Origin of the sequence: uncultured Sphingosinicella sp. (assembly GCF_963974575.1) — a bacterium.
Classification (GTDB): Bacteria; Pseudomonadota; Alphaproteobacteria; order Sphingomonadales; family Sphingomonadaceae; genus Sphingosinicella.
Genome location: NZ_CAXBBQ010000008.1, coordinates 29,596 through 54,313, shown reverse-complemented (window position 1 = coordinate 54,313; position 24,718 = coordinate 29,596). Strand labels below are relative to the sequence as shown.

The 24,718-nt window shown below is 64.2% G+C and carries 29 protein-coding genes; 15 read left to right on the top strand and 14 right to left on the bottom strand.

Features of this window, described 5'->3' with window-relative positions:
- Window positions 1-48 precede the first annotated feature (48 nt).
- From AAC014_RS14900 to AAC014_RS14875, 6 genes are all read right to left on the bottom strand, one after another.
- Entirely contained in the window at window positions 49-849 is an 801-nt protein-coding gene (locus AAC014_RS14900; RefSeq protein ID WP_339709937.1) for a MaoC family dehydratase N-terminal domain-containing protein, read from the bottom strand.
- Window positions 846-2,054 (bottom strand): CoA transferase, encoded by a 1,209-nt coding sequence (locus AAC014_RS14895; RefSeq protein ID WP_339709934.1) that lies wholly within the window; start codon window positions 2,052-2,054, stop codon window positions 846-848. Before AAC014_RS14895 ends, AAC014_RS14900 begins: the two co-directional genes overlap by 4 nt.
- 15 nt (window positions 2,055-2,069) lie before the next feature.
- Complete coding sequence (locus AAC014_RS14890) at window positions 2,070-3,083, bottom strand: NADP-dependent oxidoreductase (protein ID WP_339709932.1); 1,014 nt, start codon at window positions 3,081-3,083, stop codon at window positions 2,070-2,072.
- A gap of 20 nt (window positions 3,084-3,103) precedes the next feature.
- Complete coding sequence (locus AAC014_RS14885) at window positions 3,104-4,219, bottom strand: acyl-CoA dehydrogenase family protein (protein ID WP_339709929.1); 1,116 nt, start codon at window positions 4,217-4,219, stop codon at window positions 3,104-3,106.
- A 35-nt stretch (window positions 4,220-4,254) separates the two neighbouring features.
- Window positions 4,255-5,439 (bottom strand): acyl-CoA dehydrogenase family protein, encoded by a 1,185-nt coding sequence (locus AAC014_RS14880; RefSeq protein ID WP_339710048.1) that lies wholly within the window; start codon window positions 5,437-5,439, stop codon window positions 4,255-4,257.
- A 150-nt stretch (window positions 5,440-5,589) separates the two neighbouring features.
- Complete coding sequence (locus tag AAC014_RS14875) at window positions 5,590-6,177, bottom strand: TetR family transcriptional regulator C-terminal domain-containing protein (protein ID WP_339709926.1); 588 nt, start codon at window positions 6,175-6,177, stop codon at window positions 5,590-5,592.
- A gap of 130 nt (window positions 6,178-6,307) precedes the next feature.
- On the opposite strand from AAC014_RS14875, the gene AAC014_RS14870 reads away from it, so the two are divergent.
- Genes AAC014_RS14870 through AAC014_RS14860 form a run of 3 tightly spaced genes read left to right on the top strand, consistent with a single transcriptional unit; the run spans window position 6,308 to window position 8,065 of the window.
- Entirely contained in the window at window positions 6,308-7,537 is a 1,230-nt protein-coding gene (locus AAC014_RS14870; RefSeq protein ID WP_339709923.1) for a cytochrome P450, read from the top strand.
- A 13-nt stretch (window positions 7,538-7,550) separates the two neighbouring features.
- Complete coding sequence (locus AAC014_RS14865) at window positions 7,551-7,745, top strand: ferredoxin (RefSeq protein ID WP_339709921.1); 195 nt, start codon at window positions 7,551-7,553, stop codon at window positions 7,743-7,745.
- Window positions 7,745-8,065, top strand: a complete 321-nt coding sequence (locus AAC014_RS14860; RefSeq protein WP_339709919.1) for a 2Fe-2S iron-sulfur cluster-binding protein — start codon at window positions 7,745-7,747, stop codon at window positions 8,063-8,065. Before AAC014_RS14865 ends, AAC014_RS14860 begins: the two co-directional genes overlap by 1 nt.
- A 431-nt stretch (window positions 8,066-8,496) precedes the next feature.
- Here the strand turns inward: AAC014_RS14860 and AAC014_RS14855 are convergent, their stop codons facing one another.
- Both AAC014_RS14855 and AAC014_RS14850 read right to left on the bottom strand, forming a co-directional pair.
- The gene (locus AAC014_RS14855) at window positions 8,497-8,820 is read right to left on the bottom strand and encodes a hypothetical protein (protein ID WP_339710046.1); all 324 of its coding nucleotides are present in this window, start codon (window positions 8,818-8,820) and stop codon (window positions 8,497-8,499) included.
- A gap of 63 nt (window positions 8,821-8,883) precedes the next feature.
- Complete coding sequence (locus AAC014_RS14850) at window positions 8,884-9,057, bottom strand: hypothetical protein (RefSeq protein WP_339709917.1); 174 nt, start codon at window positions 9,055-9,057, stop codon at window positions 8,884-8,886.
- 246 nt (window positions 9,058-9,303) lie between these two features.
- On the opposite strand from AAC014_RS14850, the gene AAC014_RS14845 reads away from it, so the two are divergent.
- Window positions 9,304-10,218 (top strand): LysR family transcriptional regulator, encoded by a 915-nt coding sequence (locus AAC014_RS14845; RefSeq protein ID WP_339709915.1) that lies wholly within the window; start codon window positions 9,304-9,306, stop codon window positions 10,216-10,218.
- 56 nt (window positions 10,219-10,274) lie between these two features.
- Here AAC014_RS14845 and AAC014_RS14840 read toward each other — a convergent pair whose 3' ends face one another.
- Window positions 10,275-10,610 carry a hypothetical protein gene (locus AAC014_RS14840; protein ID WP_339709913.1) on the bottom strand — a complete coding sequence of 112 codons (336 nt, stop codon included), beginning with the start codon at window positions 10,608-10,610 and terminating at the stop codon, window positions 10,275-10,277.
- Between the two features lie 278 nt (window positions 10,611-10,888).
- Between AAC014_RS14840 and AAC014_RS14835 the strand changes: the two genes are divergently transcribed.
- The 3 genes from AAC014_RS14835 to AAC014_RS14825 all read left to right on the top strand — a co-directional run bounded on the left by AAC014_RS14835 (window position 10,889) and on the right by AAC014_RS14825 (window position 13,287).
- Entirely contained in the window at window positions 10,889-11,164 is a 276-nt protein-coding gene (locus AAC014_RS14835) for an HU family DNA-binding protein (RefSeq protein ID WP_339709911.1), read from the top strand.
- Window positions 11,165-11,362: 198 nt separating this feature from the next.
- Window positions 11,363-12,289 (top strand): tyrosine-type recombinase/integrase, encoded by a 927-nt coding sequence (locus tag AAC014_RS14830; protein ID WP_339709908.1) that lies wholly within the window; start codon window positions 11,363-11,365, stop codon window positions 12,287-12,289.
- Window positions 12,286-13,287, top strand: a complete 1,002-nt coding sequence (locus tag AAC014_RS14825) for a tyrosine-type recombinase/integrase (RefSeq protein WP_339709906.1) — start codon at window positions 12,286-12,288, stop codon at window positions 13,285-13,287. The genes AAC014_RS14830 and AAC014_RS14825 overlap by 4 nt, the downstream gene beginning before the upstream one ends.
- Before the next feature lie 18 nt (window positions 13,288-13,305).
- On the opposite strand, the gene AAC014_RS14820 is transcribed toward AAC014_RS14825, so the two are convergent.
- The 3 genes from AAC014_RS14820 to AAC014_RS14810 form a co-directional block, all read right to left on the bottom strand.
- Complete coding sequence (locus tag AAC014_RS14820) at window positions 13,306-14,226, bottom strand: HEPN domain-containing protein (protein ID WP_339709904.1); 921 nt, start codon at window positions 14,224-14,226, stop codon at window positions 13,306-13,308.
- A gap of 86 nt (window positions 14,227-14,312) precedes the next feature.
- The gene (locus AAC014_RS14815; RefSeq protein WP_339709901.1) at window positions 14,313-15,212 is read right to left on the bottom strand and encodes a HEPN domain-containing protein; all 900 of its coding nucleotides are present in this window, start codon (window positions 15,210-15,212) and stop codon (window positions 14,313-14,315) included.
- A 16-nt stretch (window positions 15,213-15,228) separates the two neighbouring features.
- Window positions 15,229-15,549, bottom strand: coding sequence for a sigma-70 region 4 domain-containing protein (locus AAC014_RS14810; protein WP_339709899.1), 321 nt, complete (start codon window positions 15,547-15,549; stop codon window positions 15,229-15,231).
- Window positions 15,550-15,906: 357 nt separating this feature from the next.
- On the opposite strand from AAC014_RS14810, the gene AAC014_RS14805 reads away from it, so the two are divergent.
- From AAC014_RS14805 to AAC014_RS14785, 5 genes are all read left to right on the top strand, one after another.
- Complete coding sequence (locus tag AAC014_RS14805; RefSeq protein ID WP_339710043.1) at window positions 15,907-17,652, top strand: ParB/RepB/Spo0J family partition protein; 1,746 nt, start codon at window positions 15,907-15,909, stop codon at window positions 17,650-17,652.
- 215 nt (window positions 17,653-17,867) lie between these two features.
- On the top strand, window positions 17,868-18,158 hold the full coding sequence (locus AAC014_RS14800) for a type II toxin-antitoxin system RelE/ParE family toxin (RefSeq protein WP_339709897.1): 291 nt from the start codon (window positions 17,868-17,870) through the stop codon (window positions 18,156-18,158).
- On the top strand, window positions 18,148-18,450 hold the full coding sequence (locus AAC014_RS14795; protein WP_339709894.1) for a HigA family addiction module antitoxin: 303 nt from the start codon (window positions 18,148-18,150) through the stop codon (window positions 18,448-18,450). The genes AAC014_RS14800 and AAC014_RS14795 overlap by 11 nt, the downstream gene beginning before the upstream one ends.
- 427 nt (window positions 18,451-18,877) lie before the next feature.
- Entirely contained in the window at window positions 18,878-19,540 is a 663-nt protein-coding gene (locus AAC014_RS14790) for an HPP family protein (protein ID WP_339709892.1), read from the top strand.
- Window positions 19,541-19,712: 172 nt separating this feature from the next.
- Window positions 19,713-20,711: a rod shape-determining protein gene (locus AAC014_RS14785; RefSeq protein WP_339709889.1), complete on the top strand. Its 999-nt coding sequence runs from the start codon at window positions 19,713-19,715 to the stop codon at window positions 20,709-20,711.
- Window positions 20,712-20,753: 42 nt separating this feature from the next.
- On the opposite strand, the gene AAC014_RS14780 is transcribed toward AAC014_RS14785, so the two are convergent.
- Window positions 20,754-21,200 carry an Lrp/AsnC family transcriptional regulator gene (locus tag AAC014_RS14780; protein WP_339709886.1) on the bottom strand — a complete coding sequence of 149 codons (447 nt, stop codon included), beginning with the start codon at window positions 21,198-21,200 and terminating at the stop codon, window positions 20,754-20,756.
- A 117-nt stretch (window positions 21,201-21,317) separates the two neighbouring features.
- On the opposite strand from AAC014_RS14780, the gene alr reads away from it, so the two are divergent.
- From alr to AAC014_RS14765, 3 genes are read left to right on the top strand one after another with little or no spacing between them, the layout of a single operon-like run.
- Window positions 21,318-22,457: an alanine racemase gene (gene alr, locus AAC014_RS14775; protein WP_339709883.1), complete on the top strand. Its 1,140-nt coding sequence runs from the start codon at window positions 21,318-21,320 to the stop codon at window positions 22,455-22,457.
- Complete coding sequence (locus AAC014_RS14770; protein ID WP_339709880.1) at window positions 22,454-23,710, top strand: D-amino acid dehydrogenase; 1,257 nt, start codon at window positions 22,454-22,456, stop codon at window positions 23,708-23,710. Before alr ends, AAC014_RS14770 begins: the two co-directional genes overlap by 4 nt.
- Before the next feature lie 25 nt (window positions 23,711-23,735).
- Window positions 23,736-24,080, top strand: a complete 345-nt coding sequence (locus AAC014_RS14765; RefSeq protein ID WP_339709878.1) for a RidA family protein — start codon at window positions 23,736-23,738, stop codon at window positions 24,078-24,080.
- A 153-nt stretch (window positions 24,081-24,233) separates the two neighbouring features.
- Here AAC014_RS14765 and AAC014_RS14760 read toward each other — a convergent pair whose 3' ends face one another.
- The gene (locus AAC014_RS14760) at window positions 24,234-24,707 is read right to left on the bottom strand and encodes a hypothetical protein (protein ID WP_339709875.1); all 474 of its coding nucleotides are present in this window, start codon (window positions 24,705-24,707) and stop codon (window positions 24,234-24,236) included.
- Between the last annotated feature and the right edge of the window lie 11 nt (window positions 24,708-24,718).

The window sequence follows — 24,718 nt, the reverse complement described above, 5'->3', positions numbered from 1 at the left end:
CCCAGCGTCCTTGCTGTGTTCTTGCGCCAAGTCAATTCGAATATTGCACTATAGACTATATTTTGCCTGCATCGCGATCGCGCCGTCGCAGCGCGCGGCTTCTACACCGTCCGTTGCATGGCGCAGCATGATCGGCTGGCCGCAGAACATCGGTGCCATCGCGCGAAATGAAAACGCCGAAAGCGCGCCCTTGCGGCGAGCATGACCGAAGAGCCGCGCCGCCGTGAATGGGCCATGGACCACGAGGCCCGGATAGCCTTCTTCCGCGGTGGCATAGGGCAGATCATAGTGGATGCGGTGACTGTTGGAGGTCGCGGCGGAGAAACGGAACAGGTCCACCGTGTTCGGCGTCCACATCACATCTCCCTGCTGCGCGGGATCAGATGCGATCACGGGCGGGGTCGGCGCTCCGGCATCGCGGTAGACGATGGTCTGACGCTCGACAACCTTTTCAGCCCCATCCTGCGCGATGCGATGCTCGACCAACACCAGAACGAGGTCGCCGCTCTTGCCCGACTTCAGCGCGACATCGGTGATCGCGGACGTGCGCGTCGCGCGCGCGCCGAGCGTCAACGCTCCGCTGAAGGTCATGTCGGCAGCTGCGAACATGCGGCGCGGCAGTGTGACCGGCGGCAGGAAACCGCCGCGCTTGGGGTGCCCATCCTCGCCGATGCCCTCCGTCGCCGTCACCGGCAGGAAGAACGCCCAGTGCGCGAGTGAGGGCTGCGTGCGCTCGACGTCGATGTCCTCGCCGATCGCGGCGGCGAAGCGGCTGAGGCTGCCGGGATCGAGAACCTCCGTGCGGGTTTCGGTCTTGCCGATCCAACGCTTCCAGTCGTCGATGCTCATGCGACGATCCCCTTGTCGTGGAGCGCGCCGATGGCGCCGCTGTCGAGGTTGAGCACGGCGGCAAGCACCTCGTCGGTATGTTCACCAAGGCGGGGCGCGCGGCGGAGGTCGCCCCGCGCCTCGCCTGCGAGCGTCGCTGCCGGGCCGGCCGCCGGATAAGTGAGCCCGCTCGGGTGATCGAGCGTCTGGAACTGCGGATTGCCGACGAACAGGCGCTCGTCGTGCGCGACGGCATCGGCGAGGCTCTGGTAGCCGCCCCAGGTGACGCCGCCGGCATCGAACGCGGGTTGCAGATCGGCAACCGTGCGCTTTGCGATCGCCGCCTCGAACAGCGGGAACAGGCGGGCACGGTGGCGGAAGCGGGCGCCTTCGTCTGCCGCGAAGCGCACGCCGAGTTCAGCCTCGATCGCCGCGACGGGTTCGGCGAGGCCGAGCACCTCAACCAGCCCCTTCCACTGGCGCGGGGTTATCGCCACGACGATGATGCGCTTGCCGTCCGCGCAGAGGAAATCGCGGCCGAACGCGCCGAACAGGTCGTTGCCCATACGCGGGCGATCACCGCCGGTCAGCACCTCGGCGACCTGCCCCAGATGGCCGAGGCTGGTGGCGGCAAGGTCCGACAGCGGCACGCGGATCTCCGCGCCCTCGCCGGTCGCGCGGCGGCGGAGCAGCGCCGAGACGAGCACGAAGGCGGCATAGGCGCCGCCGAGCAAGTCCCACGCGGGAAGCACGTGGTTCACGGGGCGATCGTCGTCCGCAGGCCCGGTCATCATCGGCACGCCGACGGCGGCGTTCACCGTGTAATCGACCGCGGGCGACCCGTCCGCCCAGCCCATCACGCGGCCGGTGATGATATCCGGCCTCAGCGCCTTCAGCGCCTCGTGCGAGAGGAAACCGCGCACGGGATAGTTGGTGAGGAACAGCCCCGCGTTTTCCCCCGGCGCAGCGGCGAGCGAGACCGCGAGTTCGCGACCTTCGGGCGAGGACAGGTTGATCGCGACCGATTTCTTGCCCTTGTTCAGCCCCTCCCAATAGAGGCTGGAACCGTCCGGCGCGAGCGGCCAGCGGCGGAAATCCGGGCCGCCGCCGATCTGGTCGAAGCGGATCACTTCGGCGCCCATCTGCGCCATGTGCAGGCCGCACGACGGCCCGGCAATGAACGCCGCACCTTCGACGACGCGGAACCCCTTGAGCAGCCCGTACATCCGCTTCCTTCCCGCCTAGCCCAGCTTCACCAGCATACGGCCAAGGTTCGCGCCGCTGAACAGCCCGAAAAAGGCGTCGAGCGCATGGTCGATGCCTTCATGCACGGTTTCCGTCGCGGTGAGCAGCCCCGCCTTGTGCCAGGCGATCATGTCCGCAAGGAAATGCGGCTCCATCTCCATCTGATTGAGCGCGATGAAGCCTTCCATGCGGATGCTCTTCACCATGATGAGCGTGAGGTTGCGCGGCACGGTGGGCGCTTCCGTCACGTTGTACTGCGAGATCATTCCGCAGATCGCGAAGCGCGCGAACGGATTGGCAAGCGCAAGCGCCGCCTGCAGGTGCTCGCCGCCGACGTTGTCGAAATAGACGTCGATGCCGGTCGCGCCGATCGCCTTCACTGCGCGGGCGAGCGCCTTGGTGAGATTTTCCTCGGCCTTGTAATCGATGACGGCATCGACGCCGAGCACATCTTTCAGGTAAGCGATCTTCCGCGCGCCGCCTGCCGCCGCGATCACCTTGTGCCCCTTGATCTTCGCGATCTGACAGACGATCGACCCGACCCCGCCCGCCGCGCCCGACACGAACACCACGTCGCCGGGCTTCAAGGCCGCGACTTTCAGCAGACCCGCGTACGCCGTGAGGCCCGTGACGCCCGCGAAGCCGAGCCAGGCCTGCGGCGGCAGCCCGACATCCGGCCGCAGCCGGAGCGCGCTTGCCGGCGCGTTGAACGCCTCGCGCCATCCGAGCCGCGACGACACGATGTCACCGGGCGCGAAGCCGGGATCGCGCGAGGCGACCACCGTACCGACGGCGGGCCCTTCCATCGGCGCATCGAGCGCGAACGGCGGAATATAGCTCTTGGCGTCGTTCATGCGCCCGCGCATCGCCGGGTCCACCGCCATCCACGAATTGCGGACCTGCACCTCGCCTTCGGCAAGCGCAGGCAGCGTGGTGACGACCGCCTCGAAATCCTCGGGAACCGGCATACCCACCGGACGCCGCTTCAAATATATGTCTCGCGATTGCATGCGATCCTCCTCAGGGCCGCCTAATATCCGCTGAGACGCCCCCAGCGCTCCCGGTGATAGGCGGCGTTGCCATAGGACTGATCGGCGACCCGCGCCGACTTCAGGTAGAGACCGGCGTCGTGCTCATGCGTCATGCCGATGCCGCCGTGCATCTGCACCATCTCGTTCGAGATGCGGTGGAGCGTGTCGCCCGCGAGCGCCTTCGCGAGCGAGGCGAGCTTCGGCAGGTCGGGATCATCGGCATCGATGGCGGCCAGCGCGGCCTCGACGGCCGAGCGCGTGAGTTGCAATTCGCCGAACATTTCCGATGCGCGGTGCTGCAGCGCCTGAAACGAGCCAATGATCTGGCCGAATTGTACACGTGTTTTCAGATAGTCGAGCGTCGTTTCGAACGCCTGCGTCGCCATGCCGAGCATCTCGGCGGCGACACCGGCGCGCACGCGGTCAAGGATGGCATCGAGAAGCGCCGCGCCCTCGCCTGCCGTACCCAGCACGGCGTCTTCGCCCACGACGATGTCGAACGTGATCATCGCCGGGCGGCGGGCATCGATCTGATCGAGAGCGCGCCGCGTTACGCCTTCGGCGGCGAGATCAACGGCGAACAGCATGGTGCCGCCGGCGGAGGCCGCGGCGACGATCGCGACGTCGGCGGCCATGCCGTCCGGCACCGGGCGCTTCTCGCCCTGAATGCGCCAGCCGCGGGGCACGGCTTCCGCCCTGACACCGAGCGTGGCAGGCGCATGGCGCACACCTTCATCGACGGCAAGGGCACCGATCACCGAACCGTCTGCAATGCCCCGGAGCCAGCGATCGCGCTGCGCATCCGTGCCGCCGAGACGGAGCGCGCTCGCGGCGGCGAGCGCGGAACTCACGAACGGCAAGGCGACAAGAGTCCGCCCCAGTTCCTCAATCACGAGGCCCAGGCTGAGATAACCGAAATCGAGCCCGCCCCATGCCTCGGGTACGACGATGCCCGTCCACCCCATTTCCGCCATTTCGGCATAGACGGCGGGGTCGTAACCGCGATCGAAATGACCTTCGAAGACGGCGCGACGCGCGGACACGGGCTGACGGTCGCGAACCCACGCCGCTGCCATGTCCCTCAGCATGATCTGGTCTTCGCTCAGAACGGCCATGACGCTCTCTCCCCAATCCTTTCCATCAGCATCGGTCAGCCAGGGAGGCCCAGTGTCCGCTTGGCGGTGATATTGTTCTGCACTTCGTAGCTGCCGCCGTAGATCGAGAAGCACTTGCTGTGCAGCCAGGCCCGCGTCGCTTCGAGCGCTTCGGGCGCATAGGCGTCGCCCGACCAGCCGAGCCCGCCGTGGCCGAGAATCTCGACCAGCAGTTCCGCGCGCACCTGCGCGACGCCCGAGCCCAGATTCTTGAGCGCGGACACCCCGTCGTGAACGCCGTTCCCGGCCTTTGCCTCAGCAGCGATGCGCTGAACCGTGCGCGTGTAGGCATCCGCGCGCATCGCGTTGGTGATCAGGCGCACGCGAAGATCGGAATCGGAAATTCGCCCCTCGGCATCGACACCGACATGCGTCTGCGCCAGCGGCAAAAGGCTGGGCGCTTCGCCGCGCCCTTCGGAAAGGCTGTCGCGTTCGAACTGGAGCAGCCGCTTCGCGATCGACCAGCCTTCGTTGACGGCGCCGACCAGATTTTCCTTCGGCACCTTCACATCATTGAAGAACACTTCGCAGAAATGCGTCGAACCGCTGATGAGAACGATCGGGCGCGCCTCGATCCCCGGCGTCTTCATGTCGATCAGCAGGAAACTGATGCCGCGATGCTTGTTCGACGTATCGGTCCGCACGAGGCAGAAGCACCAGTCGGCGTGATCGGCGCCCGACGTCCATATCTTCTGGCCGTTCACGAGGAAATGATCGCCCATGTCGACGCACTTGGTTTGCAGCGAAGCGAGGTCCGAGCCCGCGCCCGGCTCCGAAAAGCCCTGACACCAGCGCTCGCTGTGATCGGAAATGCCGGGCAGGTGACGTCGTTTCTGCTCCTCGGTGCCATATTCAAGAAGCGTGGGACCCAGCATCATCGTGCCGTTGCTGCGCATCGGATTGAACGCTCCGATACGCGCCATTTCCTGTGAAATAATACGCGCCTCGGCAGCGCTGAGGTCTGCACCGCCGTACATCTTCGGCCATGTCGGAACGCCCCAACCCTTTTCAGCGACGCGCTTGCGCCAAAGCTGAAATGTGTCGTCCCCGGCGGCTACACCGGCATCATTCAGGTAGATGAGCGCGTTGCAATACGCGAGCGGCTCCGGAAAATTGTCCCGCAGCCAGGAGCGCACTTCCAGCCGGAATGCCTCATCACCTTCGTACCCGGTCTCGACCATCCCCAACGCGTCCCGCTCGATATCGTCCGCAGCTTCTTCGATTGCCTGAAACGACGATCCGTTCGCAAGCACTTTTTGCACTGTAGTATATTTTTAGAGAGCGTGACAAGCGGCACGTCGAGGACACGCCCCACCCTGCTGGATGCAAGCTCAACCCGCGGTATGCGGCAAGGCCGCGATCCGGACGGCCGCACGCCGATAGGCGGCACGCTGACGTTCCGGAGACCAGTAGGCGGGATCGAACAGCGCCTGCACCGCGATGCCGAAGATCGCCTGCGCGAGATCCTCAGCCGCCCGCTCGGCGCGCTCAGCGGGCTCTCCCTCCGCAAGGAAGTGCCGGCGCAGGCGTTCCCGCGTGCCGGCAAGACCGCGCCGGTGCTCTTCCAGAAGCGTCTTGTCGAACAGGGCCGCTGTCCAGAAGCAGAGCCACACAGTCCAGATGCGCCGCTGCGTATCCGCGACCGGCAACACCTCTTCCAGCACACGAACGGGCGAGGCATTCTGCCCAGCGAGCACCTGTTCGCGGTGCATCACAGCCTCTGCAACGACATGCTGGTAAGTTGCGCGCAGCACATCGGTCTTGTCGCGGAAATAGTGGCTGATCACGGTGGTGCTGAAGCCGAGCCGAGCCGCGATATTGCGAAACGTCACCGCATTCAGCCCGCCCTCGACGATGAGTTCCGCCGCTGCGGAAACCACCGCCGTCCGCCGCTCGTCGCTATCCACCACCACGGGCATCTTGTCGTTCCATTTCCAGAGGCTGATTGCATCGCTAGTTATAAAACATATGTTGTACAACATTCGTTGTATGATATACGCGCCGATGCCGCAAGACGCATTCCGTCACCGGCATCGAGGGGAGATCATTATGGCGACCAGGGCAGCAGACACGATTGTTCCCGACCACGTGTCGCCAGCGCTCGTTCGGGATTTCAGCTATTTCCGCGGCCCGGAGATGGAGCCGACGCCCTGCGGCCGTCCACAGGCGGCGCTCAGTTTCGTGCACCGCGAGGGTCCGGCGATCTTCTATGCGCCGAACAACACCTATGACGGGCGCGGCACGTGGGTGTTCACGACGGCGGAAGACCAGCGCGCCGTTCTCAACAATACCGAGGTGTTTTCCAGCAACCGCGGCATCTTCAAGGCGGCGCTCGGCGAGGATCTGCCGATGATCCCGCTCGAGGTCGATCCGCCCAACCACATGAAGTTCCGTGCGCTGCTCAATCCCCTGCTCTCGCCAAAGCGCGTGGACGCGATGGAGGCGGGTGCGCGCGAGCGGGCGGTGCGCCTTATCGAGAGTTTCAAGGCCAAGGGCACATGCGAGGTGATGAACGATTTCGCCTTCCCCTTCGCGGTCGGCGTGTTCCTGCAGTTCCTCGGCGTTTCCGATGATCGGCGCGACGAGTTCCTGGGCTGGGCGAACGAACAGTTCCACGGCACGCTGGAGCAGCGGCTGAACGCAATGCGCACCGTCGTCGATTTCATGAAATCGCTGATCGCGCTTCGCAGGCGCGAACCCACCGACGATTTCGTGAGCTTCCTGCTCGCCGCCGAGGTCGAGGGACGCCCGCTGACGGACAAGGAGATCCTGGGAATCGCGGTGCTGCTGTTCGAAGCGGGCCTCGATACGGTTGCAGCCGCTGTAGGCTTTGATCTCTATCACCTCGCGACGCACCCGGAGGACCAGCAGCGCCTGCGCGACGACAAGGCTCTGATCAAACCCGCCGTGGAGGAACTGTTCCGCGCCTACTCGACGATCCAGATGCTGCGCACGGCCGTGCGGGATTTCGAATACAAGGGCATCGCCATCAAGGCGGGCGACCTTATTTCCTGCCCCACGATGATCGCCAATCGCGATCCGGCCGAGTTCCCGAATCCTGACACGATCGACATCGCGCGCGACAATAATCGGCACACGGCATTCGCATACGGACCGCATCGCTGCCTCGGCTCGCACCTCGCACGGCGCGAGTTGATCGTCGGGCTCGAAGAGTTCCTCGCCCGGATTCCAACGTTCCGCCTGAAGCCCGGATCGGCACCGATCACGTATGGCGGCCATGTTTTCGGGATCGAAAATCTCGATCTCTCGTGGGCCTGAGGAGGGAAGCGCCATGAAAATCAAGGTTCATCACAGCATGTGCCAGGGCCACGCACGCTGCTATTCGCTCGCGCCCGATATCTTCCAGCTCGATGATGCGGGGTACATCCTTCCCGGGGACATCACCGTGCCTGCGGGTCAGGAAGCCCTGGCGCAGCGCGGCGTTCGCGCGTGCCCGGAACGCGCGCTCGAAGTTGCGGAAGACTGATGCCTTCGGTTCGCTTCATCAGCCACCGGGGCGAAGAATCCGTCGTGGATGTTCCAGAGGGCTGGAGCCTGATGGAAGGCGCGGTCAAGAACGGTGTTTCCGGCATTCTCGCCGACTGCGGCGGGGCATGTACCTGCGCGACCTGCCACGTGTATGTCGGGGAGGATTGGCTCGCCGCCCTGCCCCCGCGCGAAGACATGGAGACGGACATGCTTGAATTCGCCATCGATGTGCGTGAGAGCAGCCGTCTGTCATGCCAAATCAAAATGACCGAGGAGCTTGATGGCCTTTTTGTAATCCTTCCAGAAAGCCAGATATAAAAATCGCACTTTGGGTTACATTCAATTTCGCGCGGGTTCACGAATTGTTGGGAACGACGAAACCCAACCTCACACCTGCCCGGGGGTTCATGACGCCCCCAGGATTTGCTTCATCGGCCAGCGTTAGCAAAGCCGATGAAGCGCCGGATATTTCGTTCTGCCCGGAGCAAGTCCGGGGTTAGCGTCCGCTCAATTCCTCACAGACAGCGTGATCCCTATCGTGCGAGGGCGGAACGTGCCGGAATGGTAGAATGTCGAATCCGGTGTCTCATGGAACAGGCTGACCTGCGGCATACTGTTGGTCACGTTATTGACGAAAAAGCGGAGGTCGAACTCATTCCCCGATGACACCTCGAACCGGCCGCCAAAGCGGAGGTCCAGCTGAGATGTGGAAGGCGGGCGCGGCAGAGTTGGATCCACCAGCGGCGAGTTCACATCGACCGGCTTTTTGATCCGGCTGCTGTAGCTGAAATCTCCTCGCCCATAGACCTCAACGCCGCCGATCTGGTGAATATATTCGCCGTTGAGCTGTACCGTCCAAGGGACAACCAGCGGGATATGATCTTCTTCTTTTCCGGTTTGCCGCGCAGATTGTTGTAGACCCAGCTCAGCTTGAGCTGGGTTTCGTTGGCATCGCTGCCCGAAGCGCCAAAGAACACGCGCGACATGGGCACCGGCGCCCTGGCCAACAGCGCTTCCGAGCATTCAGCGACAACATCGCTGCTCATCCCGTTGAAGGTGTGGAAAAACGACAGCCGCTGGGACTGCTGCGCGATGGCATCGCAGATTTCCTGGCGACCATAGCCGAGGTTGACACACTAGAGCCCCGCCACCCCGTCCAGATATTCCTTGCCGTTGACATCGCGGACCCGAACGCCCGATCCTGAGGCCATGACAGTCGGCCCGTCCGCTTTGAGATCGTTGATCGAAGTGAAAGGGTGAAATTGACTGCGCTGGTCCTGTTGCGCGACGTGCGAAAGCTGGGTGGCCATGTGGAAACTCCCTTCTCGTCATCGACCGAATCGAGACATGCATATCTTTTCGCCATACGTCGTCGCCAAAGGTCAATGAAAACACAACAGTGTAGATGATTATAAGATAATTTTTGCATATTCGCAACTATGAGGAACAAGAGCCGATCGCATCTGGAGGGTATGGCGGGGGTCATTCGCATTGACACGCCAGCGGCAGTAAAACACGGAGTACACATGGAAGACAGATCTGACCTGGGAAATGTAATGGCAATGATGTCGTTCGCCGCAGTCGTTAGCAGTGGGGGCTTTTCAAATGCCGCCAAGCTGCTCGGCTACTCCAAGGCTGCGGTCAGCCGCCAGATCGCGAAGCTGGAGCAGAGTATTGGTGTACGCCTGCTTGATCGCACGACACGCTCGGTCACGCTGACCCCCGCAGGGCGCGAAATGTATGCGCGCTGCGCCCGCATTGTCGATGACGTGAACGAAGCAAACCAGATCATCACCGGCATGATTTCCAAGCCCCGCGGCGAACTTAAGGTCAACGCCCCCGTTGTTTCCTCGCTCTTTGAACTGACCGCGATCATTCCCCGGTTTCTGAAGGCCTATCCTGACGTGCGCCTGTTCCTCAACCTGTCCGACAGCAAGGTTGATATGCTCAAAGGCCGTTTCGATGTCGCGTTCTGGATGGGCGACCCGTTCGATGCGAGCCTGGAGTCGGTGCAATTGCGTAATTATCCCATGGTCCTGGTCGCAGCGCCGGACTATCTCGCCCGCGCAGGATGGCCCTCCACGCCTCACGACCTGAAGGAACACACGTGCATTGTGGAAACGCACCTTTCCAAGGTTGGCGAATGGCGTCTGTCCGATGATGTTACCGTTGCAGTGAACCGCGGACCGCTCACCAGCAACTCGGTACGCATGGCGCGCGAAGCCACGCTTGAGGGGCTAGGCATAAGCTACCTTCCCCGCTTTCTGGTCGAGCACGATATCAACGCCAAACGGCTTGAGCCTCTGCTCGAAGACATCGTGAACGAAAGCATAGCGTTGCACATCATCTTCCCGCGAGGGAACTTCGCGCTTTCCAAGGTCCGGGCCTTTGTCGATTTCGTCCGCAACGAAATGCAACACCATGCCGGCGCGGGTCGGGAATCGAATTTGAGCCTCGCCTCGGCAATCTGAAACGGGTCCACACACAAGACTGCCGCCGCCCGAAGCCCCCGATCAGATTCCCGGCATCAAAGGTCCAGACAATCGTTCTCGAACCCGAAGGCCATGCCGCCCAGATTACGTGCATAGGGAAAAGGGTTGTTGGCCACGTGGGCGCGCGTGCAATGAATGTCCAGAGATGCCCTCTGAACGACATTGCCCAAGTAAATCGCCTTCCCGCCGGAAAACAGCATCAGCTTGTCGATCGCCTCGACACAGCGAGTAACCATCGAGGTTGTGTGATGACCCAGCTGTGCGCGCCGCTCGATCGACCAGTCTCCACTGAGTGCACGGCTCTCTAACTCGGCTAAGTCGCTGGCCAGCCGCAATTCAAGGTCGGTGAGCGTCAGCGTTACATCAGCCACAGCTTCCTGCTTGCAATCCCCCCAAAACCGGTGCCACACTCCTACCCTCGACCGCTCCCGCACCCTCATGGACGCCTGCGGACGGCACCATCAGCGCCCCGCCCGCAAGCGCCGGGTTCGGGATAACTGCTGCGCAGTATGGGTGCGGCGGGAACCCTTCAGAACGCCGATTCCATCGGGCTTTCTTGCACATCGGGCCGCGTTAAGGACGTGTTCGTTCGACAGCGATTTCGCACGGCGTCAGACGGGTTTCTCCACTTCAAAAGGACACCCCCAATATGAACAATGCCGACCTCGCCGAAGCGCTTGCCGAGACGCTCGGGACCACCAAAACCAATGCGCGCAAGGCCATTGATGCGGTGTTCGCCGCGATCGCCGATGCCGCCGCCAAAGGCGAGGAAGTGTCGCTCGGCGGGTTCGGAAAGTTCAAAGTAAAGGCCTCCCCGGCGCGCGAAGGCCGCAACCCGGCAACGGGCGTGGCGATGAAGATCGCGGCGTCGAAAAAGCTCGCGTTCAGCCCGGCGAAAGCGGTCAAGGACCGGCTCAAGGGCTGAGCACTCTCCCCTGTCCCGAATAAAGGAACGCCGCCCCGACAAGGCCGGCGTTCAGTTTATGAAAGAGGAAGGATAGCGGCAGGCTACGAAGCTGCCGTAGTCGCGGCAAGCTACCTGTCCTGACAGTTCACGCATCTACGCGAAGGTCGATCTGGCAAGTCTTCGCACCCTGAGCGTGCCGTGGCCGGGAGCTGTGCAATGAGCCCGCTAAGGGACGCGCTCGATCGCTACATCGCCATGCGCCGCGGGTTCGGATACAAGCTGCGATGCGAGGCCTATCTGCTCGCGCGGTTCGTCGCTTACATGGAGCAACACGGCGCGGCGATCATCACCACCAGCCTTGCCCTCGACTGGGCGACCAGCGAGGCAAGCCCGTCAACCTGGCCGGGGCGCCTGTCGGCCGTCCGCACCTTTGCCAGGCATTTGTCGAGCACCGAGCCGCGGCATCAGATTCCGCCGGCGGACATCCTCGCGGCAAGGCAGCGCCGAACGCCCCATATCTATAGCGACCAGGAGATCGGCAGCCTGCTCGATGCGATGCTGGCGGTTCGCTCGGCAAAGGGGCTGCATCGCTGGACCTATTACTGCATATTCGGCTTGCTGGTGGCGACCGGCTTGCGGATCGGTGAAGCCCTCAGGATAAGGCGCGAAGATGTCGATCTCGACGTCGGTCTTCTGACCATTCGCGACACCAAGTTCGGTAAGTCCCGGCTCGTTCCGATCCATTCGACGGCCGCCGCCGTGCTCACGGATTACGCCAGGCGCCGCGACGCACTCTTTTCCACGCCGATCAGCCCAGCATTCTTCGTCGGCGAACAGGGGCGCGCGCTAAATCATAGCGCGATCCATCTGATATTTCGGACCGTCGCTCGCCAGCTGGGTCTCCGCCGCCCCGGCGATGCCTATCGCGGCCCGCGCATTCACGACCTGCGCCACAGCTATGCGGTCGCCACGCTACTGCGATGGTATCGGGCCGGCGATGATGTCGAGCAGCGATTGCCCATCCTGTCGACCTATCTGGGGCACAGCCATACCAGCTGCACCTATTGGTATCTGTCGGCCTGTCCCGAGCTGATGGAGCATGCCGCGCGGCGGCTCGATGCCCGGTGGGAGCAGGTGTCATGAGTCGCTCCCCGTCCATCGCGCCGCTGATCGAGCGCTATTTCGCTGAGCGCCTCATGCATCAGCGCGGCGTCAGCCCACACACCGTCGCCTCCTACCGCGATACGTTCCGGTTGCTGCTTCGCTTTGCCCAGCGCAGGCTCGGGAAGCCACCTTCGCACCTCGATCTCGCCGATCCCAATGCCCCCTTCATCATCGCCTTCCTCGACGATCTCGAAGCGGACCGCGCGATCGGAGCCAGGACCCGCAACCTCCGGCTGACGGCGATACGCGCCTTCTTCCGCTTCCTCGCCTTCGAGGAGCCCGCGAGCAGCGGACAGATACAGCGCATTCTCGCGATACCCGGCAAGCTTACCGAGAAGCGCGAGGTCCATTTCCTGTCGCGCCCGGAGATCGACGCGATCCTCGCCGCGCCCGATCGGGCAGACTGGCTCGGCCGCCGCGATCATATGCTGCTGCTCTTCGCGATCCAGACGGGTCTGCGCCTTTCGGAGATCGCCAGCCTCGATCGCAGCGACATCACGCTGGGCACTGGCGCGCATGTCCGGTGCGTCGGCAAGGGCCGCAAGGAACGGCGCACGCCGCTCGCGGGTCAGGTCCGCGCCGCGATGCAGTGCTGGCTGAAGGAGCCGCCACGCGGCGGAGCATCGGCTCTATTCCCCACGATCCATGGCGGCCGCCTCAGCCCTGACGCGATCCAGTATCTGCTCGCCAAGCATGTCGGGACCGCGCGCGCGTATTGCCCGTCGCTGCGGCACAAGCGGGTATCGCCGCATGTCCTTCGGCACACCGCCGCGATGGAACTGCTCCAGGCGGGTGTCGATCTGTCGGTGATCGCGCTGTGGCTCGGGCATGAGTCGATCCAGACGACGCAGACCTATCTCCATGCGCATATCGCGCTCAAGACCGCCGCGCTCGCCAAGCTCCGGCCGCATAATGTGAAGCGATCCGGGCGGTTCGAACCGGAAGATCGACTGCTGGCTTTCCTCGACGCGCTGTAGCCTGCACCGCCGCAGCGCTCAGAGGTCGGCCTTCTGCCGGAGCCCATCGAGCCATTCGCGCGACACTGTCTCGACCGTGTCGCGCAGCATGGTCACAGCAGCGCGGATCGCCTGCAGATCGTCGCTGTCGATGGCGTACGCAGCCGAGTAGCGAGCCTCGACATACGCGCGTTTTGCCAGCTCGAAGCGTCGGCGATCGACCTTCGTCGCTCGCGGCCACGCCCCGACGAGCCGCGGCTCCCGGTCCTCGGCGAGCGAACGCAAGAACTTCAGATTATGCGAACGCGGGACATACTGGCTGCGCACCAGAAGGAAGCAGGTGTACGCCCGCTCCGCAGCCTGGTGGAAGGAGAACGCAGCATCTTTGCGCCAGCCAAGATCATCTGCGCCCTTCAGCTCCTGGTCTTTCGCTGTAGCCAAAGCCCGGTCGATGCTCGGCAGCCACTCTGCAAAATATTCGCTAGCCATTTCATGGGCATCGGCCGCCGTCAGTGGCATAGGGGTAGCCAGCTCGCTTCCCGGCAGATCGTACAGCACCACCCCATCGCGCGCGATGTCGACCCAAAAATATTCGCCGCGCGAGAGGCCGCGGTTTACCTCGTCGAGCGTGTGGACGATGATGTTGACGGGCCGCGAGATTGCGGCGTCGCGCAGGATCTTGTCCTCGGCCACATACCAATAATCCGCGATCTCGGTAAGGTCGGCGTGGCTCACGATGATCAGCAGATCATAATCCGACTGATAGCCGTTCTCGGGCTCGTCGACCCAGTCGCCGCGCGCATAGCTGCCGAACAGGACGATCTTGCGGACCTTGCCGTTCTTCGTCCACGGCTGCGTTGCGCGCGAGGTCGCGACGGTAAATTCATCCATCAATATCCGCGTTGCCAGCGCCAGTTCTTCCTGCTGCGCCGGTGGCAGATGATCGACATCATTCTTCATGCTGGGAGTCTCGCCATCTTCACGCACGGTAGCAAGACCTCATTGCCGCAAAGCCGCATCAAATGTCCCAGATCGGATGCTAAAAACTATGCCGAGCCGATCACCGCCAAGTTACGGGAAAGCACGGGTGTCCCGCGCCCGCTCGGCATAGTTGCGCACTCGGCATAATCGCGCTTATGCCGAACTCGGCATAACGGCGAGTAGCGCGCCTTCACATAGGCGGCGCGCAGCAGCTCGTAGCAGCGCCGCTCGAACTTGGTTGAGCCCGGCCACACCTCGCGAAGCCGGGGCTCCAGCGCCTCGGTTTGCGACCGCAGCCGGTTCAGGTTGTGCGTCTTGGGCGAGTACAAAGTGCGAACCAGAAAGAGCGTGTGGTAGTAACGCTCTGTGGCCTGATGAAGCAAGAAGGCCGCTTCTTTGAGCATACCTTTATCTATCGCATCGTGCGCCAGAGCGTCGAAGTTTGCCGCACTTTCGAACCACTCTTCGTAGTAGTCCTGCGTTTCCTTGAGCGCTTCGGCCGGGGTCAGCTTGCGCGGCGTTTCGAACGGGTGGCCCGGCTCCTCGAACAGCACGATGCCGTCCCTGACAATGTCGGTGAAGAAGTACCGCCCGAGCTTGAGCTTCTCGTTCACGTCCTCAAGGCTGTGGTAGATGACGCTGACCGGCGTTCGGACCTTGCCCTCGCCGACCTCGGCAAGCAGCCGGTCCTCGGTCTTCTGCCAGAACTCGGGAACGTCGGTCAGGTCCTCGTGGTTCACGACAACGAGGATGTCATAGTCGGAAAAGTAGCGGCCGACCGGGTCTTCGACCCAGTCGCCGCGCGCGTAGCTGCCGAACAGGATGATCTTGAGGAGCCGGCCTTCCCGGTAGCGCGGCTGCGTGCGGTGACGGATCGCCTCGGCAAAGCCCTCGCGCAGCAGCGCGGCGACGCGCTCAAGCTCGCACCTTTTGCCTTCCGGAAGATGTTCGAGTCCCGTCTTCATGCTCACAGACTCGCCTCTAAAGCGTTACTTGCCAACCCCATATAGAGAAAGCCCCGCGCGGTCCTCGATCCTCCCTGAAGCCCGCGCGGGCACCTTTCTCCTCCCAAAGCAGATGATGAAGCGCGGACCAGAGTTGCCGCAGTGCCAGCGACACGTGCCGCTCGACCTCGGCGACGCTGATGCGCAGCCGCGCGGCGATGGCGGGGTAGTCGAGGCCATCATGGCGGTGCAGCTCGAACACGGTGCGGGTCAGTTTCGGCATCCGCCGGAAGGTCTGCCGGATGGCGGCAAGCATCCGGGCATCGGGCTCGGCGTCGGGGATTTCGTTCGGGTCCATCAGCATTCTCCCTCCCGCAGCCGGACCCGGCGGAAGAGCGGGGTGGGCGGCGGAGCGCCGACAGGTCCGGCATCATGGGCCGGGCCTGCACCCGCAGGGCTGGAACGAAGTGGAAGACCCGCGTCAGCGGGTTGCAGGACCGGCCCGGCCGGACCAAAGGCAAAGCCGACCCGCACACACCGCGCGGGAGCCGGATCAGACAGGTTCAGACCGCCGAAGTCGGGCTGGCCTCATCCAAAACGCACAAAGTACGACGGCTCGCCGCCGAAATTTAATCGTCCAACTCGGCACACCGGCACCTCAAAACCTGCATTTCTGGCAATCAGAGCAACGGCTTCAAGGGACCTATTCCGCAGCATCCTCCGCATTGAGGCGCCACCGCCAGCTCGGAAAACGCGACGAGCCGATCTCAGCGTCAGCCGCGCCAACATGCGCCACGGCAAGCGCCCGCCCGATGTCGGCGACATCCTCCCCTCGGTCCGTGCGCGCGGCGTGCTCGTCCCCATCCTCGTCCGGGCGGGCGGGCCATGCGGCACCTTCGAAATCGTCGCCGGACGTCGCCGCTTCCACGCCGCGCTCGCCGTCGCCGCCGAACGTCCGGACGACGCAGGCGCCGCGATGCTACCCTGCGCGATCATCGACGACAGCGACGATGACGCCGCCGTCGAGGCCTCCCTCATCGAGAACCTCGCCCGGCTCGACCCCGACGAGGTCGCCCAGTGGGAAACCTTCGTGCGCCTTACCCGCGAAGGCCGCACGCCCGCCGACATCGCCGCGACGTTCGGGCTTGCGGACAGCGCCGTCCGCCGCATCCTCGCGCTCGGCAACCTGCTGCCGCGCCTCCGCAGCCTCTACCGGCGCGGCGACATCGACACTGCGAGCATCCGCCACCTCACCCTTGCCACCAAGCGCCAGCAGCAGGCATGGCTTGCGCGTCTCGATGACGCGGACAGCCACGCCCCCACCGGCGAGCGCCTGAGGGCAGGGCTCTTCGGCGGCGCGTCCATTCCCGCCGATCACGCGCTGTTCGATGTCGATGCGAGCGGCCTCGCGATTGCCGAAGACCTGTTCAGGGAAACGCGCTGGTTCGCCGATGCCGACGCGTTCTGGACCGCGCAGAACGCCGCCGTCGCCGCCCGCGCCGACGCGTACCGCGCGGCGGGATGGCAGGAGGTCGTCATCCTTGGCCCCGACACGCCGTTCCAAAGCTGGGAGCATGAGAAATGCGCGCGGCGCAAGGGCGGACGCGTCTACATCGACGTGCGCCGCACCGGCGAGGTCGTCTTCCACGAAGGCTATATCACCCGCCGCGAGGCGAAACGGCTTCGCGAAGGCGGCGCCGATGCCGCGCCCGCCCCGTTGCCGCGCGCCGAGATCAGCAAGTCGCTCCGCGCCTATCTCGACCTCCACCGCCATGCCGCCGTCCGCGCCGTGCTCACCGCGCATCCCGGTGCCGCGCTCCGCCTCATGCTCGCGCACGCGGTCTGCGGTTCCACCCTGTGGTCGGTCCGCCGTGAACCGCAGACGGCGCCCAGCGACGCCGTCGCCGAAAGCGTCGAAACCTCCGCCGGAGAAACCGCGTTCGACAGCAAGCGCCGCGCCGTCCTCGACGTGCTCGGACTCGACGCCGACTGCCCGAGCGTCATCGGCGCCTACGGCGTACGCGACCTTGCCGCGCTGTTCCTGCGTCTCGCCGAGCTTCCCGACGGTGTCGTTCTCGATATCCTCGCCGTCGTCATGGGCGAAACGCTCGCGGCGGGCGATCCCGTCATCGCCGCGCTCGGCGTCCATCTCGGCATCGACATGGCCGACTGGTGGCAGGCCGACGACGCCTTCCTCGGCCTCGTCCGCGACAAGGGAAACCTCTCCGCACTCGTTGCCGAGGTGGCGGGCAAGACGATCGCCGACGCCAATCACGGCGCGGCGGGCAAGGTGCTCCGGTCGATCCTCGCCGACCATCTCAGTGGCAGCAACGGCCGTCCGCGCACCGCGCGCTGGGTGCCGCGCTGGATGCGGTTCCCGGCGTCGCGTTACGCCGAAGCCGGGCCGGAGCCGGTCGCAGCGGATGCGCCAAACGCGGAAACCACGAGGCTCGCCGCCTGAAGCGCACGCGGGCGCGGGGTGCCCTCCCCTCGCGCCCGCAAGCGCACTTTGACCACCACGTCCCGCGCGGATGGCATCGACGACGCCCCCGTCGAGGGTCGGTTCGGTCCGGTTCGTTCGGTTGGGGCGCGCCGTCGCCCGATCATGCCGCGACCGATTTCGTCAAGCGACAAGTGACACTTGACAAACGATAAGCCCTGCATCAGAGTCGCGCCATGGAGATCGTGAGCATCCGCCACAAAGGCCTGCGGCGGTTCTTCGAAACCGGCAATCCCAAGGGCCTTGTCGGCGACACCGGCAGACTCCGCAAGATGCTCGCGTACATAGACGCCGCCGAAGACCTTGAGGAGCTGGCCATACCGCCGAACTTCGGGCTGCATGAGCTGACGGGCGACCGCAAGGGAAGCTGGTCGATGACGGTGACACGAAACTGGCGCCTGACGTTCCGCATCAATGACGAGGGCGCGCTGATCGATATGGATTTGGAGGACTATCATGGCGCTTAGGATGCACCCGTCTCTCGCGGTCCATGTCGGGGACTGGCTGAAGACCGAAATCGTCGAGCCCGCAGGCGTGAGCGTGACCGCGCTGGCAGAGCATTTCGGGGTGTCCCGGCAGGCTCTGAGCAACCTGCTGAACGGCAGTGCCAGCCTGTCTGCCGACATGGCGATCCGGTTCGAGAAGGCATTCGGCGTGAAGGCGGACACACTGCTGCGCATGCAGACCACCTATGACCTCGCCCAGGCCCGCGCGCACGAGCACGATATCAAGGTCAAGAAGTTCGCCAGGGCCGCGTGATCGCCGCGCCCTCGGCAGCGCCCGCCCTGTCGCATTGATATCAATCAGCCAGACGTGCCCGCGCTCAACCCGAAGGCTATTTCCATCGCGGACCGGCGGGGCGAGACAGGTCAGGATGAAAACAGCGGAAAACACGGGCTTATCCCTGCAAGACACGGCCCGGTCTTGCCCCCTCCTCCGCCGCCGGCTGCCCGACCGGCGCCCATTCCTGCGCGACGCCGTGTCGGCCTTGGTCGCTCGCTCGTGTGCCTGCTGGGCGCATTCATCATGAGTTTTTCGGCCCCGCCGACGCGCTGCTCGCGGCCTGACTCACGACGACCCGGAAGGCGTTTGTTTAGGCGCATCAAATAGGTCTTTCTGGTCACGAACGCGCGGCCGCAGCATTCGTGACCAGCGATTCATCACAGTACGAAGTGGCCTTCTCCCCGTGCGCTTTTTCCGTCCCATTCTGACAGGTGCCGATTTTCGAGATCGCGCCATTGCGAGCCTTGGCGCGGCAATTGGTATCCTGTTCACAATTCTGCTCTGTTCAGCCCTTCCCTTCACGAGATCCGACCTTCCCTTCATCGCCGCGCCGCTCGGCGCATCGGCCGTGCTCGTCTTCGCCGTACCCAGCAGTCCGATGGCGCAGCCCTGGCCGGTCATCGGCGGCAATGTCATTTCCTCGCTGGTCGGCGTCGCCGTGTTCCGGGCGATCCCCGACCTCGTGCTTGCGGCAGGGGTTGCCGTCGGTGCTGCGATCCTCGTCATGTCACTCCTCAGGTGCCTGCATCCACCCGGCGGCGCATCCGCGCTCACGGCGGTCATCGGCAGCCACGCGGTCCATGCGTCGGGCTATGAATTTGCCTTCATGCCCGTTGGCATCAATTCCATCGCGCTTGTCGGGATTGCCATGCTGTTCCACCGTTTGAGCGGCCACAGCTACCCGCATCAACCAGCGGTGCCGGTCCGCGTCCAGAACGGTGTAAAACTGCAGGATATCGATGCCGCCCTCGAGGACATGCATGATAGCTTCGATATCAGCCGCGAAGATCTCGAAGCGCTGTTCTCATACGCAGAGCACCATGCGGAAAAGCGGCACGCCAGCTGACAATCACGCTATGCCTCGACCCTTTTTTGTCGAACGTCCGGCACGGCGCCCTTGAACCCACATGTCTAACTGCGCCCTGCGGTCGGACACGCCTGGCGGAGGATAAGCGCGGAAGGTCTTCGGTGCCGCAATATGGAGAGACAGGGGCGAGGACGCCTGATAAGCGTCTTCCATGGCTTCATTTTTCTCACGGAAGCCCGATCTCGCGATCGATTTCGGGACCGCCAACCTGCGGGTGATACGGCGCGACGAAGGCGTCGTCTTCGACGAGCCCTCGCTTTGCTGCTTCAGCAAGTCCGGGGTCGCGCCGGGTCTCATCGCCGCGGGCATGAGCGCACAGGCAATGGTCGATCGCACCACGGGAAATCTCGAAATCAAACGGCCGCTCCGCCGCGGCGTGCTTCAGGATATTGATTCAGCGCGCGAACTGCTGCGATACGCCGTTCCCAAGGCACTCGGTCGCAAGCGGTCGGGTCCGGTTCGCACGGTGATCGGCGTTCCCGCCGATGCGACAATGGCCGAACGCAGCGCGCTGCTGACAGCCGCGCGCGACGCGGGTATCGGTTCTGTCCGCCTCGTCGCGGAGCCGTTTGCGGCGGCGATCGGCGCCGGACTCCCGGTTTCGGCAGCGACAGGAACGATGCTGGTGGAATGCGGCGCGGGAACCACCGAAGTCGCGGTGCTCTCGCTCGGCGGGATCTGCCTCACGCGCTCGGTGCGTATCGGCGGCGCATCGCTCGACCAGGCGATCGCGGATTCCTTGCACTTCCGCCACAAGTTCCTGATCGGCGACACGACGGCGGAGCGCGTCAAACAGGACTATGTCGCGCAGCGGCAGACCAGGCCCGGAGCAGCGGGTACAATAGCAGTGAAGGGACGCAGCCTCACCTCAGGAATGCCGACCACGATCGATATCAGCCTCAAGGAACTCGATACGGTCGTCGGAAGGCATGTTGGGGAAATCGTCGAGGTCGTTCTGGATGTCCTTGGCGGTACATCGCCAGAGCTCAGCCAGGACATCCACAATCACGGCATTGTGCTGACAGGCGGCAGCGCCGTGGTTCCGCTTATCCGGTCCATGTTGGAAGACGCAACGGGGCTCCGGGTCGTCGCGGCGGACACGCCCGCGCAGTGCGTACCGAACGGCCTGCATCAAATGCTGCTCCACTAGGCAGGGCTTTGGCAAGACTGCCCCGGGATCGCAGCCGGCGGCCTATGCGCGCCTGTGACTTCGCATCGCGAAGCTCGACGTGATGCGCGACACGCCCGGCAGGCGCGACAGCACATCCCTGTGGAACTGCCCGTAATCGTCGATGCCGGCGATCTGAATACGCAAGATATAATCGCCGGCGCCGGTCATCAGATGCCATTCCTCAATCTCCGGGTGCTTCCGCAGCGCCGCCTCGAAGCGCGACAAAAACTCTTCAGTCTGCCGCTCGAGTTCGACCTGAACGATCGCGACGGTCCCTTCCTCGGGCAACGCCCCTGTGACGATCGCCGTATAGCCGCGGATCACGCCGGATTTTTCGAGAAGGCCGACACGGCGGAGACATGCCGATGCGGAAAGCCCGACCTTCTGCGCAAGAGCGTTGTTGGGGATGCGCGCGTTGAGCCTGAGTTCGGTGAGAATCTTGCGGTCGATATCGTCGAGCGAGATCATGAATTTTATTCCAGAACATCGAATATGATTTCAATAATCTAAAATAATTGCGACTTCAAACATCACAGAAGCGAAAAATTCGAACGCAGTGCGGATACACTCCTTTCAGGAGGCGGCATGTCCGGACATTTCAAAACGGCGTTTTCCAGGCTGACTGTCGATCTCGGCGCCATTCGCGCCAATTATCGCGCAGTGGCCAGCCACGTCGCGCCCGCCGCCTGCGGTGCTGCGATCAAGGCGGATGCCTACGGCCTCGGCGCGCGGGACGTTGCCCCCGCTCTCTACAACGCGGGCTGCCGCGTCTTCTTTGTCGCGCAGTTGAGCGAAGCCCTGAACGTGATGGATACGCTCGGCAAGGACGCCGAGATCGTGATCCTGAGCGGCCTCGAACCCGGCGCTGAAGCCGCCTGCGCGGCACATGGCTTTCTGCCCGTCCTGAACGCTTTGAGCCAGGTCGCGCGCTGGCGCGGCCTTGCACGCGCGAAGGGCAGGCCGCTTCCCGCCATGCTCCAGGTGGACAGCGGCATGTCGCGCCTCGGGCTCGATGCGGCTGCCGCCGCGTCGCTGGCGGCGGACCCGGAATTCGCACGGGACGTGCCGCTTCGCCTGGTCATGACGCATCTTGCCTGCGCAGACGAACCGGGCCGCGCAGAAAACGCCGAACAGCGCGCGCGCTTTCAGGAACTGCGTTCGCTGTTTGCCGCAGTACCGGCTTCGATCGCCAATAGCGGCGGGGCCTTTCTGTCCACCACCTTTCACTGCGATCTCGTTCGGCCCGGCATCGCGCTCTACGGCGTGCAACCCCATTCACGCAGCGCACCGATGCGCCCGGTGGTCCAGCTCGACGCGCGTATCCTTCAGATACGGGATGTCGAGGCCGGTGTCGGCGTCGGCTACGGGCTCGACTATGCCGCGCCGTCACGCCGCCGTCTTGCAACGCTGGGCATCGGCTACGCCGACGGCTGGCCGCGCAGCCTGGGGGACACGGGATCGGCGTGGCACGCGGGACAGCGGCTGCCGATCGTCGGCCGCGTTTCGATGGACAGCATGACGGTCGATCTGACCGCGCTTGCGCCCGATGCACTTGCAGAAGGCGACTTCGTCGAACTGCTCGGCCCTTCCCAATCGCTCGCAGACGTCGCGCGCGATGCCGGAACCATCGCTTACGAAATTCTCACACGGCTCGGTACGCGCTCGGAACGCATCGTTATTGGGCATCAAACTGCCGCAGCGGCGACTTTGGAGATAGCAGAATGAAGGTTGCGGTCCTGGGTGCGGGCGTCGTCGGCATCACATCGGCCTATTATCTCGCGGAAGCGGGCCACGAGGTGACGGTGATCGATCGACAGCCCGGTCCGGCACTCGAAACGAGCTTCGCCAACGCAGGCGAGGTTTCGCCGGGATACGCCTCGCCGTGGGCCGCACCGGGGATTCCACTGAAGGCGATGCGCTGGCTCTTCATGCGCCATGCGCCGCTCATCCTGCGCCCGAAGCTCGATCTTGCAATGGTGCGCTGGATCGTCGCGATGCTGCGCAACTGTACCGCGGCGCGCTACGCGCTGAACAAAAGCCGGATGGTGCGCCTTGCCGAGTTCAGCCGCGACGAGCTTGCCGCACTGCGCGAACGGCTGCCGCTCGACTACGACCAGCGGACGCTCGGCACGCTGCAGCTTTTCCGGACACAGAAGCAACTCGATGCCAGCGCGGACGACATCGCCGTGCTCCAGTCCTACGGCGTATCCTACGAAGTCCTGGACCGCGACGGCTGCGTGCGCGCGGAGCCCGGTCTTGCGGCATCGCGCGACCGTTTCGTGGGCGGGCTCCGTTTGCCCGGCGACGAAACCGGCGATTGCTACAAATTCACGGCTGCACTCGCGGAATGGCTTGCATCACGGGGTGTGTGCTTCTGGTATGATACCGACATCGAAGCGGTGGAAACAGCATCAGGCCGGGTCAGCGCGGTGCGGACGACGCAGGGCAGACTCGCAGCGGATGCCGTGCTCGTGGCGCTCGGCAGTCACGCGCCGCGGCTGGTGCAACCGCTCGGCGTGCGCCTGCCGGTCTATCCCGTGAAAGGCTATTCGATAACGTTGCCGATCGCCGAACCGGAGCGGGCGCCCGTTTCGACCCTGCTCGACGAAAGCTACAAGGTCGCCCTCACGCGGCTCGGCGACCGTATCCGCGTCGGCGGCATGGCCGAGATCTCGGGGTACGACAACAGCCTGCCGGCCCGCCGCCAGGAAACGCTCCTGCACTGCGTCAACGACCTGTTCCCCGGCGCGGCCGATCTGCAGGAGACGGGATACTGGAGCGGGCTCCGTCCGATGACGCCCGACGGTCCACCGATCATCGGCGCGACACCGGTGCCGGGCCTCTTCCTCAATACCGGCCACGGCACGCTCGGCTGGACAATGGCCTGCGGTTCCGGCCGGCTGATTGCAAGCCTCATCAGCGGCACGGCGCCACCGATCGATCCGGAAGGGCTTGACATCAAACGTTATTCATCGTGACGGACACAGCGAGAAGGAGATTTTCATGAGCATCCAGCGTTTGCATTCCGGCCCCCGCATGAGCCAGGCCGTTATCCACGGCGGCATCGTCTATCTGGCCGGTCAGGTCGCGCTCGGGCCCGACGTGCCGGCGCAGACGCGTGCCGTGCTCGCACAGATCGACAGCCTGCTCGCCGAAGCAGGCACCGACCGCTCGCGGATTCTTCAGGCCACCATCTGGCTTGCGGACATGGCGGACTTCGCCGCGATGAACGTCGAGTGGGAAAAATGGATCGGCGGCGTCCACGCGCCGGCGCGCGCCACGGGCGAGGTTCGCCTCGCGACGCCCGACTACAAGGTCGAGATCATTGTTACGGCCGCTCTGCCGTGAGGTGACCGCCGGGCAATTTCGGCAAAGTCAGCCGGTCCAGAGTTCGTGCGTCCGGTGCCCGCCGCGCGGCAGGCCGCCGCATGCGCGCTCGCGAAAGGCGCTGTCCGACGGCGCGAAGGTGCACGGGACATCGACCAGCTGCGATTGCCGATTTCATCCCCCGCGCCGCGCATCGGCCCGGTCAAGGCCTCTCTCCGCGCCGCGTTCAATCACGTGAACTTCGAGGACGACGTCATCAACAGTCAGAGTGTCGTCGGCGTCCTGTTCCGCTTCTGACACGCGCGCAAACCGGGGGCGGCAGCCATGCTGCCGTCCCCGCCCTTGTGCTTGCCTGCCCTTGGCGTGAACGCCGGGCAGCGTGCGCCGCAGCGGCGGCGGAAAGTCTCTCGACATCCATTCTGTCACGCGGTGCCGTGACAACAGGCTCTGCCTCATGCGACAGACTTTGCCGTCTGTGACCATGAGAAAACGCGCCTGAATGCTGTTCATGATCCTCGCTGCTACCGTGTTCGTCGTGCCGGAGGCCGAGATCTTCGCATGCACGCCGGTGACGAGGACAAGCGATACGGACTTTGAAACGTTGGGCGGGACCAGCAGCACCGCACAACCGTGACCCATGAAGCGCACGGAACACTTCG